The sequence below is a fragment of the Pseudomonas sp. BW7P1 genome, assembly GCF_024981055.1.
Lineage (GTDB): Bacteria > Pseudomonadota > Gammaproteobacteria > Pseudomonadales > Pseudomonadaceae > Aquipseudomonas > Aquipseudomonas bananamidigenes.
The window spans coordinates 5,388,185-5,405,743 of record NZ_CP103374.1 but is presented as its reverse complement, the minus strand read 5'-3'; the positions used below and the strand labels follow the sequence as shown (position 1 = coordinate 5,405,743).

The 17,559-nt window shown below is 60.9% G+C and carries 16 protein-coding genes; 11 read left to right on the top strand and 5 right to left on the bottom strand.

All coding sequences use genetic code 11. The annotated features are described in order from the left end of the window. Window positions 1-20: 20 nt before the first annotated feature. The gene (gene ispH, locus NWV16_RS24365; RefSeq protein WP_065257498.1) at window positions 21-965 is read left to right on the top strand and encodes a 4-hydroxy-3-methylbut-2-enyl diphosphate reductase; all 945 of its coding nucleotides are present in this window, start codon (window positions 21-23) and stop codon (window positions 963-965) included. On the opposite strand, the gene NWV16_RS24360 is transcribed toward ispH, so the two are convergent. After that, the gene (locus NWV16_RS24360) at window positions 937-1,491 is read right to left on the bottom strand and encodes a GspH/FimT family protein (RefSeq protein ID WP_260521062.1); all 555 of its coding nucleotides are present in this window, start codon (window positions 1,489-1,491) and stop codon (window positions 937-939) included. The genes ispH and NWV16_RS24360 overlap by 29 nt on opposite strands. Before the next feature lie 130 nt (window positions 1,492-1,621). On the opposite strand from NWV16_RS24360, the gene NWV16_RS24355 reads away from it, so the two are divergent. From NWV16_RS24355 to thiO, 7 genes are read left to right on the top strand one after another with little or no spacing between them, the layout of a single operon-like run. Beyond that, window positions 1,622-2,095 (top strand): GspH/FimT family pseudopilin, encoded by a 474-nt coding sequence (locus tag NWV16_RS24355; protein WP_260521061.1) that lies wholly within the window; start codon window positions 1,622-1,624, stop codon window positions 2,093-2,095. Continuing rightward, window positions 2,092-2,541: a type IV pilus modification protein PilV gene (gene pilV / locus NWV16_RS24350; RefSeq protein ID WP_260521060.1), complete on the top strand. Its 450-nt coding sequence runs from the start codon at window positions 2,092-2,094 to the stop codon at window positions 2,539-2,541. The genes NWV16_RS24355 and pilV overlap by 4 nt, the downstream gene beginning before the upstream one ends. Continuing rightward, window positions 2,538-3,251, top strand: a complete 714-nt coding sequence (locus NWV16_RS24345) for a PilW family protein (protein WP_260521059.1) — start codon at window positions 2,538-2,540, stop codon at window positions 3,249-3,251. Before pilV ends, NWV16_RS24345 begins: the two co-directional genes overlap by 4 nt. A gap of 10 nt (window positions 3,252-3,261) precedes the next feature. Beyond that, window positions 3,262-3,741 (top strand): PilX N-terminal domain-containing pilus assembly protein, encoded by a 480-nt coding sequence (locus NWV16_RS24340; RefSeq protein ID WP_260521058.1) that lies wholly within the window; start codon window positions 3,262-3,264, stop codon window positions 3,739-3,741. Then, window positions 3,728-6,820 carry a pilus assembly protein gene (locus tag NWV16_RS24335; RefSeq protein ID WP_260521057.1) on the top strand — a complete coding sequence of 1,031 codons (3,093 nt, stop codon included), beginning with the start codon at window positions 3,728-3,730 and terminating at the stop codon, window positions 6,818-6,820. The genes NWV16_RS24340 and NWV16_RS24335 overlap by 14 nt, the downstream gene beginning before the upstream one ends. Window positions 6,821-6,834: 14 nt before the next feature. Continuing rightward, on the top strand, window positions 6,835-7,236 hold the full coding sequence (locus NWV16_RS24330) for a type IV pilin protein (protein WP_260521056.1): 402 nt from the start codon (window positions 6,835-6,837) through the stop codon (window positions 7,234-7,236). 57 nt (window positions 7,237-7,293) lie between these two features. Further along, window positions 7,294-8,394 (top strand): glycine oxidase ThiO, encoded by a 1,101-nt coding sequence (gene thiO, locus NWV16_RS24325; RefSeq protein ID WP_260521055.1) that lies wholly within the window; start codon window positions 7,294-7,296, stop codon window positions 8,392-8,394. Between the two features lie 103 nt (window positions 8,395-8,497). Here thiO and NWV16_RS24320 read toward each other — a convergent pair whose 3' ends face one another. From NWV16_RS24320 to NWV16_RS24305, 4 genes are all read right to left on the bottom strand, one after another. Next, entirely contained in the window at window positions 8,498-9,844 is a 1,347-nt protein-coding gene (locus tag NWV16_RS24320; protein WP_260521054.1) for a sigma-54-dependent transcriptional regulator, read from the bottom strand. Continuing rightward, window positions 9,841-11,430, bottom strand: coding sequence for a sensor histidine kinase (locus NWV16_RS24315; RefSeq protein ID WP_260521053.1), 1,590 nt, complete (start codon window positions 11,428-11,430; stop codon window positions 9,841-9,843). Before NWV16_RS24315 ends, NWV16_RS24320 begins: the two co-directional genes overlap by 4 nt. After that, window positions 11,420-11,653 carry a PP0621 family protein gene (locus tag NWV16_RS24310; RefSeq protein WP_260521052.1) on the bottom strand — a complete coding sequence of 78 codons (234 nt, stop codon included), beginning with the start codon at window positions 11,651-11,653 and terminating at the stop codon, window positions 11,420-11,422. The genes NWV16_RS24315 and NWV16_RS24310 overlap by 11 nt, the downstream gene beginning before the upstream one ends. A 128-nt stretch (window positions 11,654-11,781) precedes the next feature. Next, window positions 11,782-12,798 (bottom strand): outer membrane protein assembly factor BamD, encoded by a 1,017-nt coding sequence (locus NWV16_RS24305; RefSeq protein WP_065257486.1) that lies wholly within the window; start codon window positions 12,796-12,798, stop codon window positions 11,782-11,784. Window positions 12,799-12,940: 142 nt separating this feature from the next. Between NWV16_RS24305 and rluD the strand changes: the two genes are divergently transcribed. From rluD to clpB, 3 genes are all read left to right on the top strand, one after another. Then, a complete protein-coding gene (rluD, locus tag NWV16_RS24300) occupies window positions 12,941-13,903 on the top strand; it encodes a 23S rRNA pseudouridine(1911/1915/1917) synthase RluD (RefSeq protein WP_065257485.1) in 963 nt (320 codons plus the stop codon). After that, window positions 13,900-14,634: a peptidoglycan editing factor PgeF gene (gene pgeF, locus NWV16_RS24295; RefSeq protein ID WP_260521051.1), complete on the top strand. Its 735-nt coding sequence runs from the start codon at window positions 13,900-13,902 to the stop codon at window positions 14,632-14,634. Before rluD ends, pgeF begins: the two co-directional genes overlap by 4 nt. 130 nt (window positions 14,635-14,764) lie before the next feature. After that, on the top strand, window positions 14,765-17,329 hold the full coding sequence (clpB, locus tag NWV16_RS24290; RefSeq protein WP_065257483.1) for an ATP-dependent chaperone ClpB: 2,565 nt from the start codon (window positions 14,765-14,767) through the stop codon (window positions 17,327-17,329). Window positions 17,330-17,559 lie beyond the last annotated feature (230 nt).

Genomic DNA, 17,559 nt, shown 5'->3' with positions numbered 1-17,559 from the left:
CGCAAGACACGAGGCACAGCATGCAAATCAAACTCGCCAACCCCCGTGGCTTCTGCGCCGGTGTGGACCGGGCGATCGAAATCGTCAACCGCGCCCTGGAAGTCTTCGGGCCGCCGATCTATGTGCGTCATGAAGTGGTGCACAACAAATTCGTCGTCGAAGACCTGCGCAGTCGTGGCGCGATCTTCGTCGAAGAGCTGGATCAGGTGCCGGACGACGTCATCGTGATCTTCAGTGCCCATGGCGTCTCGCAAGCGGTACGCACCGAAGCTGCAGGCCGTGGCCTGAAAGTGTTCGACGCCACCTGTCCGCTGGTGACCAAGGTGCACATCGAAGTTGCGAAATACAGCCGCGACGGTCGCGAATGCATCCTGATCGGCCACGCCGGACATCCGGAAGTCGAAGGCACCATGGGCCAGTACGACGCCAGCAATGGCGGTGCCATCTACCTCGTCGAAGACGAAGAGGATGTGGCCGAATTGCAGGTGCGTAACCCGGAGAAACTTGCCTTCGTCACCCAGACCACGCTGTCGATGGATGACACCAGCCGGGTCATCGATGCCCTGCGCACGCGTTTCCCGGCCATCGGCGGGCCACGCAAGGACGACATCTGCTATGCCACGCAAAACCGCCAGGATGCGGTCAAGCAACTGGCCGACGAATGCGACGTGGTGCTGGTGGTCGGCAGCCCGAACAGCTCCAACTCCAATCGTCTGCGTGAGCTGGCCGAGCGCATGGCTACGCCGGCCTACCTGATCGATGGCGCCGAAGACCTGCAAAAAAGCTGGTTCGATGGTGTCGAGCGTATCGGTATTACCGCGGGGGCTTCCGCGCCGGAAGTGCTGGTGCGCGGCGTGATCCAGCAATTGCAGGCCTGGGGTGCCACCGGTGCCGACGAACTGGCCGGGCGAGAAGAGAACATCACCTTCTCTATGCCTAAAGAGCTGCGCGTCCGCTCGATCTGAACGCTTTATCCTTTCGGCACAGCGCCTGTTCAGCCTTTTCGCTGGTCAGGCGCACGCGACCGGTCGCCGCCAGCACCAGTTGAAGCTGGCTGACCGGCTCGCGGCTCGAACAGATATGTAGTTTTCCTGCCTGAAACGCCCGCCCGGGCATCAGCGGTTGCCCCAGACTGCTGAACCGTATGTACCGACTGACGAACCAGTTGCCGACAATGGGTATTCGCCCATCGCTGGCGTGCTCGACCAGCAGCGGATTGCTGCTGTCTTCCGGCCCCTTGCCACTGACATCCAGAATGATCCGCCAGCCCCGGCTCCAATCCCCGTCGATGCCGTGAATCACTACGGTCTGATTGCGTGTGATCGCCTGGCTGCGGGCATTGCGGATCCCGCTGATCAGTGACTCGGCGGCCTGCTGCCGATGGTTCGACTCCTTCAGCGTGGCGAGCGCCGGACTGACCAGTGACAGAACAATCGCGCCGATCGCCAGTCCCATGAGCAGTTCGACCAGACTGAATCCCTGTTGCGGCATGAGCATTTCCTCCTTGAAGCGGGGTGTGCGACGCGATCCGTGCGCCGGGCAGGGCAAATCAACCGACGTAACCCGGTCGAATGTTCTAGGTTTACAGGGCAGGTATAGCCGACGGCAACGGAGGGCATCGATGGATCATCGTACAAAAGGTTTCACGCTGATCGAGTTGCTGGTGGCGGTCGCATTGGTTGTGATCCTGATCACGATGGCCGTACCGGCGTTTACCCGATCGATACAGAGCAGCAAGGCCGATACCGAAGTCGGCGACCTGCAGCGGGCGCTCAACTATGCACGACTGGAGGCCATCGACCGCGGGACCACCATCCGTTTGCGCCCGACGGCCGGGGGCAGCGTCTGGACCGGCGAATTGTCGGTCTACGACAGTACTGGCACTTCGGCCAATGTATTGCGGGTTGTTCCAGCGATGAGCAGCGGCGCCACTCTGACGCTAACCTCAGGAGTGAACGCGCTGGATTTCAACAATCTGGGGGGACTGGCGGCACCGTCCACGGCGGTGGTGTTCAGCTATACGCTGGGAACCCAAAGCAGGACGCTGAACGTGTGTCTGAACGGACGAATTCAATCGGGTGGAAGCTGCGGATGAGGGCAGGGAGCAGAGTTGCACAGGAAGGCATGTCGCTGATCGAAATCCTCGTGGCATTGCTGGTGCTGACGGTCGGCTTGCTGGGGGCGGCGGCGGTTCAGCTCAATGCGCTGAAATACACCGACAGCTCGCGGATGACCAGTCAGGCCAGTTTCATCGCCTACGACATGATGGACCGCATTCGTGCCAACTCCGGAGCCGATTACACCGTGACGCCGCCGACCTCGGGCAACCTGAATGTCACCCGGGATCAGGACCTCTACGACTTCACCGCCAATATCGTGAATTTCGGCGGACCGACCGCCACCGGCAGCATCACCCTGAACCAGCGGGTGTACACCATCACCATCAACTGGAGTGACTCGCGGGCCGCCAACACCGCGAGCGCCCCGCGCAGTTTTGTCCTGACCAGCCGGGCCACGGTCGATCCGGTGGCGTCGCCATGAAGCGCCATAACCGGGGTTTCGGTCTGATCGAAATGCTCATCGCCCTGGCGCTGGGGCTGATCATTGTGCTGGGCGTCGTGCAGACATTTCTGACGGCGAAAAATACCTACGTCAGCCAGAACACCTCTGCGGCCATGCAGGAAGATGCCCGGTTCGTGCTGAGCAAGATGATTCAGGAAATTCGCATGGTCGGGATGTTCGGCTGCCTTGGGACCATTACCGATTCCAGCACCGGCGGTGATTTCAATGCTGCACAGATCACGCCGATCAGTTGGGACAACACCAATCTCAAGTTGACGCTGGTCACCGCCGACGTTGGCAGTGGCGGGGGAACACCGACCTGGACGGTGATTTCCGATTGCCGCAACAGCGCAACGGCCTACAGCAACCTGCAGACGCCGGCGGCCGGGCAAATCGCATTCCCGATCCGCCGTCTGATCTACAGCTTCAGCAACAACCAGATCCTGATGGGCACCGGTAGCGGTACGCCGACCCAGCAGGTATTGGTGAACAACGTCAGTGCATTTACGGTGATGTTCGGGCTCGCCGCTTCGGCGACGGATGTCTCTGCCTCGACCTACAGCAGCAACCCCGGCGATCCGGCACGGATCCGCAGCGTACGCCTGACCCTGACCCTTACCGACCCGAACAACCGGGTCGCCAACCAGACCTTCAACGTGGTTGCCGCTCTGCGCAACCGCTTGCAGTGAGGGCCGGCGGATGAATGTTTCTCTGCATCAACGAAGAACCCAGCGTGGCATGGTGCTGCTGGTCAGCCTGGTGTTTCTGCTACTCCTGACGGTGATCGGCCTGTCATCGATGCAGAGCGCCAACCTGCAGGAAAAGATGGCCGGCAGCGTAAGCCTGCGCAATCAGTCGTTCCAGACCGCCGAGGCAGCGCTGCGAATCGGTGAAAGTGCGGTGCAACTGAGCAGCTATTCGCTGGCGGTGTGTGCCAATGCCACCCAGTGCGCACCGCCGGCGGAGTCATCGGTGGTCAGTGCGGCGGGCTTCAATTCGACGTCCGGGGTGACCTGGATCGCTGCCGGCAGCGGTTTCTACGGGGTACAGAACATCGGCACCACGCTCACTGCGGTGAACGTCCCGAGCAATACCTCGGCGACGCTGTACCGGGTCACGGCGGTCGGCATCGCCGGCAGTTCACGCAGTGTGGTGGAGAGTGTCTATGCGAAGTACTGAACGACGCTCTGGTGGGTGGTCGTGGTTCGCGGGATTGCTTGCGGGTTTATATCTGACCGCTCCGGCCTATGCGTTCACGCCGTCGGATTCGCCCTTGCTCAGTGCCGCCGCCGTGCCGCCTAATGTCATCCTGCTGATCGACGACTCGGGCAGCATGAACAGCATCATTTACGCCGCGGGTTTCGATCCCACGGTCACTCGCACACCGGCCCGACAGTGCAACGCCGTGATTGGTTTGTGCCTGAGTTCCACAGCCATCACCGGCGACCCGATATTTCTGTCGAGCCTGCCGACCTCAGGCTGTTCCGGTGGCGCCTTCGCGTTCTACAACAACAGCCTGACGCCACTGTGCCTGAAGCTGCCGGATCCGGTGGGAGGCGGCAATACCCGATACAACGGGGATTACATTTCCTATGTGGTCGGCCTGGCCATCAGCAACGGCACCCGCGACTTCACCACGGGTGCGATCCCCAACGACTATCGGATCAACGTCGCGCGCAACGTTTCCACCGCCCTGGTGACCAGCAACCGTAACCTGCGTTTCGGTTTGTCGACCTTCAACGCGGCCACCAGCAACAACCCGGGTAACGGCGGCTACATAGCCCGATCCATCAGCGACCTGGCACCCGTCAGCGGCAGCGTGACCCAGGCTCAGGCCGACAGCAACTACAACGCACTGATCTCCGCGATCAGCGGCTTGAGCGCCGTGGCCAATACGCCATTGGCGGAGACCTATTACGAAATCACCCGCTACATGCGTGGCATGGCGCCGTACTACAACTCCACGCCCAGCACCTACACCAGTCCGATCCAGTACCGCTGCCAGAAAAACTACGGGGTAGTGATTACCGACGGCCTGCCGACCTACGACCGCACGTTCCCGACCAACGACCCGCTGGGCGGCAGCCGCCTGCCGAACTGGGACGGTATCAACAATGACGGCAACAACCTCAACGGTGACAACGAGGGTGACACGCTGTACCTGGACGACATCGCCAAGTTCGCCTTCGACATCGACATGCGTTGGTCCGGTACGGATGCGGCTGGCAAGAGCTGGAACGCGGTGGATTTCCCCAAGCAGAACATGAACACCTACACCGTCGGTTTCACCGCCGATAACGACATGCTGTCGGACGCGGCAGCTTATGGGCAGGGCAGGTATTACCAGGCCACCGACAGTGCCGGGCTCAATACCGCACTGTCGGCGGCCTTGAGCGACATCACTTCCAAGGCCGGTTCCGGCGGCAGTGGCGTGACCAGCGGTACGACGCTGGTGAGCGGCAGCAGCTATTTCCAGACCAGTTACGATCCCCGGGACTGGCGCGGCACCATCAAGTCCTTCGGTTTCACCTCGAGCGGGACGGTCAACACTTCGACGGTGCTGTGGACGACCGACACCGCCATCGTCCCTGGCGCCACGGCACCGATCTATCAATCGTGGAATACCTTGAGCAACGCGGCGGTAACGCTGGCTTACGGCAACTTCTCTGCGGCTCAGCAGACAACGCTGGGCCAGAGTCTGCCCACTGGTATCAGTGGCAACGATCTGGTGGAGTGGAGCAAGGGCACCAACAAGACCGGGCTCAAGGTTCGCAGCGTATTGCTGGGGGACATCATCAATTCGCCGCTGGTGCTGGCTTCGCCCTCGGACAAGACCGCTTCCGATCTCTCGGGCGACACCACCTACACCAGCTACCTGACCTCCAAGGCTGCGAACATGAATGCCAACCTGGTGGTGAACGGCAATGACGGTTTCGTCAGCGTCATCAACCCGGCCAACGGCACCCGGCGTTATGCCTACATGCCGTCGAGCGTTCTGCCATCGCTGCGATTGATCGCCGACCCCAACTACATCAACGGCGTCAGCCACAAGTTTCTGGTGGACGGGCAGGTCGGGGTCTATGACGCGCAGTTCGGCACAGCCTGGAAAACCCTGGCCATCGGCGGTACCGGGGCCGGCGGCAAGACGTTCTATGCATTGCAGTTGTTCGACGCCTCGGCGGGGAACATTCTCAATGCACTGTGGGAAGTCAGTGCACCGGCTACTGCCAGCACCGCGAACGTTTTCAATGATCTGGGTTACGCCTATGCCCGTCCGGAAGTGGCACGCTTGGCCGATGGTCGCTGGGCGGCTTTCATCGCCAACGGCTACGGCAGCAACTCGGGAGTGGCGGCGTTATATGTGCTGGACGTGCGCGACGGGTCGTTGATCAAGAAAATCGTCATCGACAGTACCGAAACCACCAACGGACTGTCCTCGGTGAAGCTCAAGGTCAATTCGCAGAACGTGGTGCAGGCCGCATACGGCGGGGACCTGAAGGGCCGCCTGTGGAAGTTCGACCTGAGTGCGACCACCACCGACAGCTGGGGCGTGGCGTTTTCCGGCAAGCCACTGTTCACCACGGCGGGCGGCACGACGCAACCGATCACGGCGCAGCCGTTGCTCGCGGACAATTCATTGGGGGGAAAACAGATTTTCTTCGGTACCGGCAAATTCAACGAAACCGCCGACAAGACCAACAAGGATCTGCAGGCGTTCTACTCGGTGTGGGATGCCGATGGCGGCTCGGGGCAACTGACAGTCAGCAGTTTGCAGGCGCAGGCCATCACCGGTGTGGTCTCGGGCAGTTCAGGGCAGTTCATTACCACGACCCAGAACGACACCACTTATCCTGCGGAGAAGGGTTGGTATCTGCCATTGGTGTACAACAACGTATTGATCGGCGAACGGGTGATCAACCAGGCCAGCCTGGTGCTGGGGCGTATCGTATTCACCACCGCCAGTGTCGATACCACCGACCCGTGTTCCAGCTTCGGTACCGGCAAACTGGTCGAACTCGATGCATTCAGCGGTAAGATGCTCAACTATGCGGTCCTCGACACCAACGCCGACGGCCTGGTCGACACCAATGACACGATTTCCAGCGGTGTGGTGTTCAGTGGTGGCATTCCTACCTTGAACGCCATCGTCAACGGCGCATCACGCAAGATCGTGAACGATTCCAGTGGCGGGATCACCACCCTGGTGGAAAAATCCGGCGGTGGCAGCCGTCGTATCATGTGGCGACAAATACAGTAAGCGAGAGTTGAGGCATGCGCAGATCCATCCGAGGTTTCACCCTGATCGAAATCATGATCGTGATTGCGATCATCGGGATCATCATCACCATTGCCGCACCGAGCTATACCGAATACCTGAAGAAGGGGCGCCGCGCCGAAGTGGCCTCGCTGCTGAACGAGCAGGCGCAGACCCTCGAACGCTTCTACACCCGGAACAACATTTACACCGGTGTCACCGGGCTCAGCACGGGCAATGATTTCTACACCATCACCCCGACCATCGCTGACCAGACTTATCTGCTGACCGCTACCCGCAAGGCCGGCACGACCATGGCCGGCGACAAGTGCGGGGACTTCACCCTCACCAACACCGGTGTGCGCAGCATGGTCAACGCGACAGCCGGGCTCGCCACCAAGGATTGCTGGGGCCGCTGAGCCGCATTCATTCGGGTGCCTTTTGCGCCCGCTGTCTTTTTTACGGTTGGAACAAACATGACCAGGCAACAGCAAGTGGTGATCGTCGGTGGCGGGGTGATTGGCCTGCTGACCGCGTACAACCTCGCCTCCGAAGTACGCAGCGTAGTGCTGCTGGATCGTTCGAACGTGGGCCAGGAGTCCTCCTGGGCCGGCGGTGGTATCGTTTCCCCTCTTTATCCGTGGCGCTATAGCCCGGCGGTCACGGCGCTGGCGCACTGGTCACAGGATTTTTATCCACAGCTGGGCGAGCGGTTGTTTGCCGATACCGGCGTCGATCCTGAAGTTCATACCACCGGCCTGTACTGGCTGGATCTGGATGACGAAGCCGAAGCGCTGGCCTGGGCCGAGCGGGAAAAACGCCCGTTGCGGGCTGTGGATATCTCGGCGGCCCATGATGCGGTGCCGGTGCTGGGCGGTGGATTCTCCCGGGCGATCTACATGGCTGACGTGGCCAACGTGCGCAATCCGCGGTTGGTGAAGTCCTTGAAAGCGGCGTTGCAGGCGCTGCCGAACGTGACGATTCACGAGCAGTGCGAGGTCAGCGGGTTTGTCCGGGAGGGCGAACGGGTTGTCGGTGTGGATACCTCGAGGGGCGTGATCAACGGCGATCAGGTGGTGCTGACGGCGGGGGCGTGGAGCGGTGAGCTGCTCAAGACGCTGAATCTTTCGCTGCCGGTAGAGCCGGTCAAGGGCCAGATGATTCTCTACAAGTGCGCGGCGGACTTCCTGCCGAGCATGGTGCTGGCCAAGGGGCGTTATGCGATTCCGCGACGGGACGGGCATATCCTGATCGGCAGTACGCTGGAACACGAGGGTTTCGACAAGACCCCGACGGGCCCTGCACTGGAAAGCCTCAAGGCCTCGGCGGTCGAGTTGTTGCCGGCGCTGGCGGATGCCGAAGTGGTGGGGCACTGGGCCGGGTTGCGTCCGGGCTCGCCGGAAGGCATTCCCTATATTGGACGGGTGCCCGGATTCGATGGTTTGTGGCTCAACTGCGGGCACTATCGCAACGGATTGGTGCTGGCACCGGCCTCCTGTCAGCTGTTTGCCGATGTGATGCTGGGGCGAGCGCCGATCATCGATCCGGCGCCTTATGCCCCGAACGGGCGTATCTAGTCAGTTTCTCTTCTGGTGACTGACAAATCGCTTTCGCGGCCAAGCCCGCTCCTACGGCGTTTTGCTCAACACCGTGGGAGCGGGCTTGCCCGCGAAAGGGCCCTTAATCCAGGCCCAGTTTCTTCAGTCGATAGCGCATCGAGCGAAACGACAGATTCAACCGCTGGGCCGCTGCGGTACGGTTCCAGCGGGTTTCTTCCAGCGCCTGCAGAATCAGTTTGCGTTCGACGTTCTCCAGATAGGCTTCCAGGTTGTCGATCTGCGTGAGATCGGCCATACCGCCCTCGACTGCGCAATTGCCCTCGCTCAGACGCAGGTCGTCGGCCTCGATCACGCGGTTTTCGCACAGGGTGTGTGCGCGTTCGAGGACATTCTCGAGTTCTCGCACATTTCCCGGGAAACGGTAGTTCTTCAATGCCTCCAGCGCTTGTGGATGCAAGCGCGCCACCGGTTGGCCGGTACCGTTCGCCAGGCGCTTGAGCATGTGGGCGGCCAAGCCCTCGATATCGTCACGACGTTCGCGCAGGGAAGGCACACGCAATTCGATTACGTTCAGCCGGTAATACAGGTCCTGGCGAAAGCGCTCGGCAGCGACTTCGGCGTCCAGGTCCTTGTGGGTGGCGCAGAGAATTCGCACATCGACCACGGTTTCCTGCTGGCCGCCGATGCTGCGTACGGCTTTTTCCTGGATCGCCCGCAGCAGCTTGACCTGCATCGACAGCGGCAAGTCCGCCACTTCATCGAGAAACAGCGTACCGCCATGGGCGGCCTGGAACAGCCCCGGCTTGTCGTCAACCGCGCCGGTGAAACTGCCTTTGCGGTGACCGAAAAATTCGCTTTCCATCAACTCCGAAGCAATCGCCCCGCAATTCACCGGTACGAATGGCCGGCTGGCACGTGGCCCCTGTTCATGAATCAGGCGGGCGGCCAGTTCCTTGCCGCTGCCGGACTCCCCGCTGATGTAGACCGGCGCCTGACTTCGGGCCAGTTTGTCGATTTGATTGCGCAGATTGCGCATCGGCAACGAGTCACCCAGCAGCCGGCGATCGATTGACGTGCAGACGTTGCCTGTCGCCGGCATGCGCAGCGCGGTTGTGACCAGTTCGCGCAGGCGAGCGAGGTCCACCGGTTTGGTGAGGAAGTCGAAAGCGCCGGCCTTCAGTGCGTTGATCGCGGTTTCCAGGCTGCCATAGGCGGTGATCATCGCCACCGGCAATTGCGGGTGGCGTTGCTGGATGTGCTGAACCAGCTCCAGCCCGGTGCCATCCGGCAGGCGCATGTCGGTCAGGCACAGATCGAATGTGTCGCGACGCAGCAGGGCCTGCGCTTCGCCGAGGTTGCGAGCGCTGAAAGTGTCGAGTTTCATCCGTCCCAGGGTGATTTCCAGGAGTTCGCGGATATCCGGTTCGTCGTCGACGATGAGGATTTTTTGCCGTGGGCTCGTGTTCAACTTTGTTTCCGTCCATGAGCAAAGGTGATGCGAAAGCAGCCGCCGCCTTGGCGTGGTTTGAAGTCTAGGCGGGCCTGGTTGCTTTCGCACAGCTCACGGGACAGATAAAGCCCAAGGCCGGTGCCCTGGCTGCTGGTGGTGAAGAAGGGTTCGAACAGATGTGACTGCTGATCCGGCGCCACGCCTGGGCCGTTATCTTGCACTTCGAGCACGGCCAGCTGGCTTTCGCGGTCGACGAACAGTGTCAGCCAGACTTCGGCCGGATCGTGCAGCAGGGCGCTGTGACGCCAGCCGTTGCGCAACAGATTGTCGAGAATTTGCGTCAACTGACCAGGATCCATCAGCGTGCGGAAGTCCCCGGTGTCGATCCGCAAATGAATCCGCTGACGTTCGCCGGCCTGTTCCCGGGCTTCGGCGACGAACTGCGTCAGCCAGGGCGCGAGGTCCAGCCGCTGCGGCGCGCTCTGCTGGCGGCGGGACAGTTGCAGGACGTTTTCAATGACTCGGTTCATGCGCTGGGAGTGATCCTGGATGATCTGCGTCAGACGCCGGTCTGCGCCGTCGAGTTCCTCGGATTCCTGCAGCAGCTGCGCTGCATGGCTGATGGCACCCAGCGGATTGCGGATCTCGTGGGCGATACCGGCGGTCAGACGCCCGAGTGCGGCGAGTTTCAGCTGCTGGGCCTGTTGAGAGATCTGCGCGAGGTCCTCGAGAAACACCAGGGTCTGGCGGTTCGGGCTCTGTTCCAGTGCGATGAAGCTCGGTTGCAGCTCCAGACCGTTGGCTGCGATTTTCAGGCTTTGCGGTCGCAGGGCCGGATTGTTGAGCCACAGATTCAGGCGCTCGACCAGCGCGGTCGAATACTCGTCGATCAACTGGCCTTCCAAAGGCGACTGCGCCAGCAGCGTCCGGGCGCTGTGGTTGGCCAGTTGTATCCGGCGCTGCTCATCGAGTACGAGAATGCCGGTGCGCATGCGTTGCAGAATCAGGGCATTGAGGGCCTCGAGGCTGACCACTTCGCTGGCCCGTTGCTCGGCGAGCGTCTCGCTGACTTCGAGACGGCGGATCAGCCCCTGCACCATGAGCGAACCGGCAAAACACAGAGCGCCGAGGGTGCCGGCTTGCAGATAATCATTGGCGCTCAACGGATGGTTGAAACTCTGCAAAAAACTGAGACCGACGATGCCAAGCGCGCCGATGGCCGCGATCAACAGGCCGATTCTTCGTCGCAGCAGGGTGTTGCTGATCGCTACCGAGACGATCAGCAGATTGCCGACCGGGCTCGCGACGCCGCCAGCGGCGTAGAACAGCGCGCACAGCAGCAGGATGTCGACCAGTGCCAGACCGAACAGCTGGGCGGGGCGGCGGATGTTTTCCAGAAACACCACCAGCAGGATGTTCAGCACCAGGTACAACCAGCTGCCATTGCGCAGCAACTCGTCATCGGCTGACGTCAGCAGGCGGTTGTCCATGTTGCTGGAGATCAGCAGCACAAGGGTGATGCCGACGCTTAAACGGTAAAGGTGATAAAGACGCAGCAGTCGCTGGGCCTGTTTGCGAGTGGTGCTGGTGGCCTCAGCGAGCACTGGAGCCGGGGCCTTGCTCGAGATGAGCCTGGCTGCAATACCACTGTTGTTGCAGGTTCAGCGCACGGTCGCGGGGCAGATGCACGCCGCAGTGAGCGCAGCGCACCATCGGTGCGGCATCCCGTTCGTGGGAGGAGGGCGCAGGTGCGACGGGGGCTTTGAGTTTGCGCCAGAGCCAGACGGCGGCAGCGATCAGGGCGATCCAGAAGAGTAAACGAAGCATGATGGGCGGCTTTTTGGCTGATGATCCGGCAGTTTAGCCAAGGACTCGACAGGCGCACAGCGTAATAAAAGGTGGCAATGAAAAAGGGAGATCCGAAGATCTCCCTTTTTTCAACATCACTGAGTTGATCAGTCGAACAGACCAAAGGTCATGTAGCTGAACCAGGAACGGTCGGTATTGCTCGACTCGGTTTCCGGCGGCTCGATCACTTCGCCGTTTTCGTCTTTGGGCTTGAGCTCGTTCGGGATCGCGTCTTTCGCGTCCTGGAACTGCTTCTGCACGTCCTGGTTGGCGCGGGTTTCTCCCGGTGGCAGCGGTGGACGGGACTCGATCAGACCCAGAGTCGCCTTGCTCAGCCACGAACGGTTGTCGGCTTCGGCCACCGACGGTACGAACTGGCCGTCTTTCAGGCTCGGGTGGTTCGGGTAGTTGAGTTTCAGGGTTTCCAGACTGGTGGCTGCCAGCTCGTCCAGATGCAGACGCTGGTAGGCTTCGGTCATGACCGCCAGGCCATCGCCGACCGACGGGGTTTCCTGGAAGTTTTCCACGACATAGCGGCCACGGTTGGCTGCGGCGACGTAGGCCTGACGGGTCAGGTAGTAGTCGGCCACATGGATTTCGTAGGCGGCCAGCAGGTTACGCAGGTAGATCATGCGCTGCTTGGCGTCCGGCGCGTAGCGGCTGTTGGGGTAGCGGCTGGTCAGCTGGGCGAACTCGTTGTAGGAGTCGCGGGCAGCGCCCGGGTCACGCTTGGTCATGTCCAGCGGCAGGAAGCGCGCCAGCAGGCCGACGTCCTGGTCGAACGAGGTCAGACCCTTGAGGTAGTAGGCGTAGTCGACGTTCGGATGCTGTGGGTGCAGACGAATGAAGCGCTCGGCAGCGGATTTTGCAGCTTCCGGCTCCGAGTTCTTGTAGTTGGCATAAATCAGTTCGAGCTGTGCCTGATCCGCGTAGCGACCGAACGGATAGCGCGACTCAAGAGCCTTCAGCTTGGCGGTGGCGCTGGTATAACTGTTGTTGTCCAGGTCCTTTTGAGCCTGCTGGTACAGCTCGGTTTCGCTCAGGTTTTCGTCAACGACTTCCTTCGATGAGCAAGCGGCGGTCAATGCGAGGATGGCGATCAGCAGCAGGTGTTTCACTTGCATGGCGGCTTGCGTCCCTATGACGGCCGCTGTCTTGGGCGGGGCCGTCCTGTTATGATGAGCGCCCCGTTGGGGCAAAAGACGCCGTATTTAACCACAAGCGCGCAGCCGAAACCAAAGGCTGTAGCCGACGCCCAGTCCGAGCATGTCCGATAAAATTGAACTTCGCGCAGAGGTGCCGTCCGAATTGGGCGGCCAACGCCTCGATCAAGTCGCCGCCCAACTCTTCGCAGAGCACTCCCGCTCGCGCCTTTCCGCCTGGATCAAAGAAGGTCGCCTGACTGTGGACGGGGCGGTCATCCGCCCGCGCGACATCGTTCATGGCGGTGCCGTCCTTGAACTGACCGCCGAGCAGGAGGCCCAGGGTGAATGGGTCGCCCAGGACATCGAGCTCGATATCGTCTACGAAGACGACGACATTCTGGTCATCAACAAGCCGGCAGGGCTGGTGGTGCACCCGGCTGCCGGTCATGCCGACGGCACCTTGCTCAACGCCTTGCTGCACCACGTGCCGGACATCATCAATGTTCCGCGCGCCGGCATCGTGCATCGTCTGGACAAGGACACCACCGGTCTGATGGTGGTGGCCAAGACCATTCAGGCGCAGACCAAACTGGTCGCGCAGTTGCAAAGCCGCAGTGTCAGCCGGATCTACGAATGCATCGTGATCGGCGTGGTGACGGCCGGCGGCAAGATCAATGCACCTATCGGTCGTCACGGCCAGCAGCGCCAGCGCATGGCAGTGATGGAAGGCGGCAAGCCTGCCGTCAGCCATTACCGTGTGCTGGAGCGTTTCCGTTCCCACACCCACGTGCGGGTGAAGCTGGAGACCGGTCGTACCCACCAGATCCGCGTACACATGGCGCACATCAACTTTCCGTTGGTCGGCGACCCGGCCTACGGCGGTCGTTTCCGCATCCCGCCGGCGGCGAGCCCGACCATGGTCGAGTCCCTCAAGCACTTCCCGCGTCAGGCGCTGCACGCGCGGTTCCTGGAGCTGGATCACCCGACCACCGGTGAGCGCATGAGCTGGGAATCGCCGTTGCCGGAGGATCTGGTCTGGCTGCTGACCCTGCTCAAGCAGGATCGCGAGGCTTTCGTCGGATGAACTGGCTGACGCCGGACTGGCCCGCGCCGGCCAGCGTCAAGGCCTGTGTCACCACCCGCGAGGGCGGTGTCAGCGAGGCGCCGTTCGACAGTCTCAATCTGGGCGATCATGTGGATGACAGCCCGCAAGCCGTCACCGAAAACCGTCGGCGTCTGACCGAGTACTTTTCTATAAAGCCTGCGTGGTTGCAGCAAGTCCACGGAACGGACGTGGCGCATGCCGATCCGTCCGTTGTAGCCACGGCGGATGCCAGCTGGACGGCAACACCCGGTATCGCCTGTGCGGCAATGACCGCCGATTGCCTGCCGGCGCTGTTCTGCGACCGTGCCGGTACTCGCGTTGCTGCGGCGCATGCCGGTTGGCGCGGACTGGCGGCCGGCGTGCTGGAAGCCACCCTCGATAGCCTGGATGTGCCGGCCGAAGACATTCTGGTCTGGCTCGGACCGGCCATCGGCCCGCAAGCCTTCGAAGTCGGCCCGGAAGTCCGGGAAGTCTTCATCGATCAACTGCCCGAAGCCGAGACAGCTTTTGTCCCGAGCCATAACGCGGGCAAGTTCATGGCCGACATCTATAAGCTGGCGCGACTGCGTCTGGCGGTTCGCGGTGTCACCGCTGTGTATGGTGGCGGTTTTTGTACCGTGACCGATCCGCGCTTCTTCTCTTATCGCCGTGCGTCGCGCACTGGTCGCTTCGCCTCCCTCGTCTGGCTTGAGTCGCCCGGCGCCCGCTAAGCTTGTCTGATCTGCATCAACTCCCTGACGCTTGAATCTTCCAGAATCGACCGCATCTATAGCGGTATCTGGCAGGTTTCTTTATTCAGGATGGTTTTCAGGTCCGGCCTGCTCAAAAGGAAGGTGACCCATGCGTATAGACCGTTTAACCAGCAAATTACAGTTGGCGTTGTCCGATGCCCAATCCCTGGCTGTCGGCCACGATCATCCGGCCATCGAGCCGGCGCACTTGATGCAGGCCATGCTCGATCAGCAGGGTGGTTCGATCAAACCCCTGTTGATGCAGGTGGGCTTCGACGTCAACAGCCTGCGTAAAGAGCTGACCAAAGAGCTCGATCAATTACCGAAAATCCAGAACCCGACCGGCGACGTGAACATGTCGCAGGATCTGGCGCGTCTGCTCAACCAAGCTGATCGTCTGGCTCAGCAGAAAGGTGACCAGTTCATTTCCAGTGAACTGGTACTGCTCGCCGCAATGGATGAAAACAGCAAACTCGGCAAGTTGCTGCTCGGCCAGGGCGTGAGCAAAAAGGCGCTGGAAAACGCCATCAACAACCTGCGTGGTGGCGAGGCGGTCAACGACGCCAACCACGAAGAATCGCGTCAGGCCCTGGATAAATACACGGTCGACCTGACCAAGCGTGCCGAAGACGGCAAGCTCGATCCGGTGATCGGTCGTGACGATGAAATCCGTCGCACCATTCAGGTGCTGCAACGCCGGACCAAGAACAACCCGGTGCTGATCGGCGAGCCTGGCGTGGGTAAAACCGCGATTGCCGAGGGGCTGGCCCAGCGCATCATCAATGGTGAAGTGCCGGATGGCCTGCGCGGCAAACGCCTGTTGTCCCTCGACATGGGGGCGCTGATTGCCGGCGCCAAGTATCGCGGCGAGTTCGAAGAGCGCCTGAAGGCGCTGCTCAACGAATTGTCGAAGCAGGAAGGGCAGATCATTCTGTTCATCGACGAGTTGCACACCATGGTCGGCGCCGGGAAGGGCGAAGGCTCGATGGACGCCGGAAACATGCTCAAGCCGGCTCTGGCCCGTGGCGAATTGCATTGCGTCGGTGCGACCACGCTCAACGAGTACCGCCAATATATCGAGAAGGACGCAGCCCTCGAACGGCGCTTCCAGAAAGTGCTGGTGGACGAGCCGAGCGAAGAAGACACCATCGCGATCCTGCGTGGCCTCAAGGAGCGTTACGAGGTTCACCACAAGGTGGCGATCACCGACGGCGCGATCATCGCGGCGGCCAGGCTCAGCCATCGTTACATCACCGATCGGCAACTGCCTGACAAGGCGATCGACCTGATTGACGAAGCCGCCAGCCGCATCCGCATGGAAATCGACTCCAAGCCGGAAGTGCTGGATCGTCTGGAGCGTCGCCTGATTCAACTGAAAGTCGAATCCCAGGCGCTGAAGAAAGAAAGCGATGACGCGGCGAAGAAACGTCTGGAAAAACTCCAGGAAGAAATCGATCGCCACGAGCGTGAGTATTCGGATCTGGAGGAAATCTGGAACTCGGAAAAAGCCGAAGTGCAGGGTTCTGCGCAGATTCAGCAGAAGATCGAACAGTCCCGTCAGGAACTGGAAGCCGCGCGACGCAAAGGCGACCTGAACCGGATGGCCGAGTTGCAGTATGGGGTGATCCCGGATCTGGAACGCAGCCTGCAAATGGTCGACCAGCATGGCAAGGCCGAAAACCAGTTGCTGCGCAGCAAGGTGACCGAAGAGGAAATCGCCGAAGTCGTCTCGAAGTGGACCGGTATTCCCGTGTCGAAAATGCTCGAAGGCGAGCGCGACAAGCTGATGAAGATGGAAAGCCTGTTGCATCAACGCGTGATCGGTCAGGACGAAGCGGTGGTCGCCGTGGCCAACGCGGTGCGGCGTTCTCGTGCCGGATTGGCTGACCCGAACCGTCCGAGTGGCTCGTTCATGTTCCTCGGGCCGACCGGCGTCGGTAAAACCGAACTGTGCAAGGCACTGGCGGAATTCCTCTTCGATACTGAAGAGGCCATGGTGCGGATCGACATGTCCGAGTTCATGGAGAAACACTCCGTGGCACGTCTGATCGGTGCGCCGCCAGGCTACGTCGGTTACGAAGAGGGTGGTTATCTGACCGAGGCGGTACGGCGCAAGCCTTACTCGGTGATCCTGCTGGACGAAGTCGAGAAGGCCCACCCGGATGTGTTCAACATTTTGCTGCAGGTGCTGGAGGATGGTCGTCTGACCGACAGCCACGGGCGTACGGTGGATTTCCGCAATACCGTAATCGTCATGACCTCCAACCTGGGTTCGATGCAGATTCAGGAACTGGTCGGCGATCGTGAGGCACAACGTGCAGCGGTGATGGATGCGATTTCCACTCACTTCCGTCCGGAGTTCATCAACCGGGTCGACGAAGTGGTGATCTTCGAACCATTGGCGCGGGATCAGATCGCGGGCATTACCGAGATCCAGCTCGGTCGGCTGCGCAGTCGTCTGGCCGAGCGCGAACTGAAGCTGGAGCTCAGTCCGGAGGCGATGGACAAGCTGATTGCCGTCGGTTACGACCCGGTCTATGGCGCACGGCCGCTGAAGCGTGCGATCCAGCGCTGGATCGAGAACCCGTTGGCGCAGTTGATTCTGTCGGGGCGTTTCCTGCCCGGCGAAACTGCAACCGGTGTCGTGGAGAACGACGAGATCACGTTCAACTGATACTGAAACTGGAAGGCCTCGCACTGCGAGGCCTTTTTTTTCGCCAGGCTGTTGAACTCTAAGGAAAAGGCTTGTAAAGTGCGCCCCGCAGTCAGTCACCCACAGGGTCTCAGCTCACTGAGCTGAAATCCGAAACAAGTTGCAAATCATTAACTTGAAAGCGATTTGGGGGTTGACAAAGGTGATCCAGGTTGTAGAATGGCGCGCCTCAGACACACGAACGCAGCGAT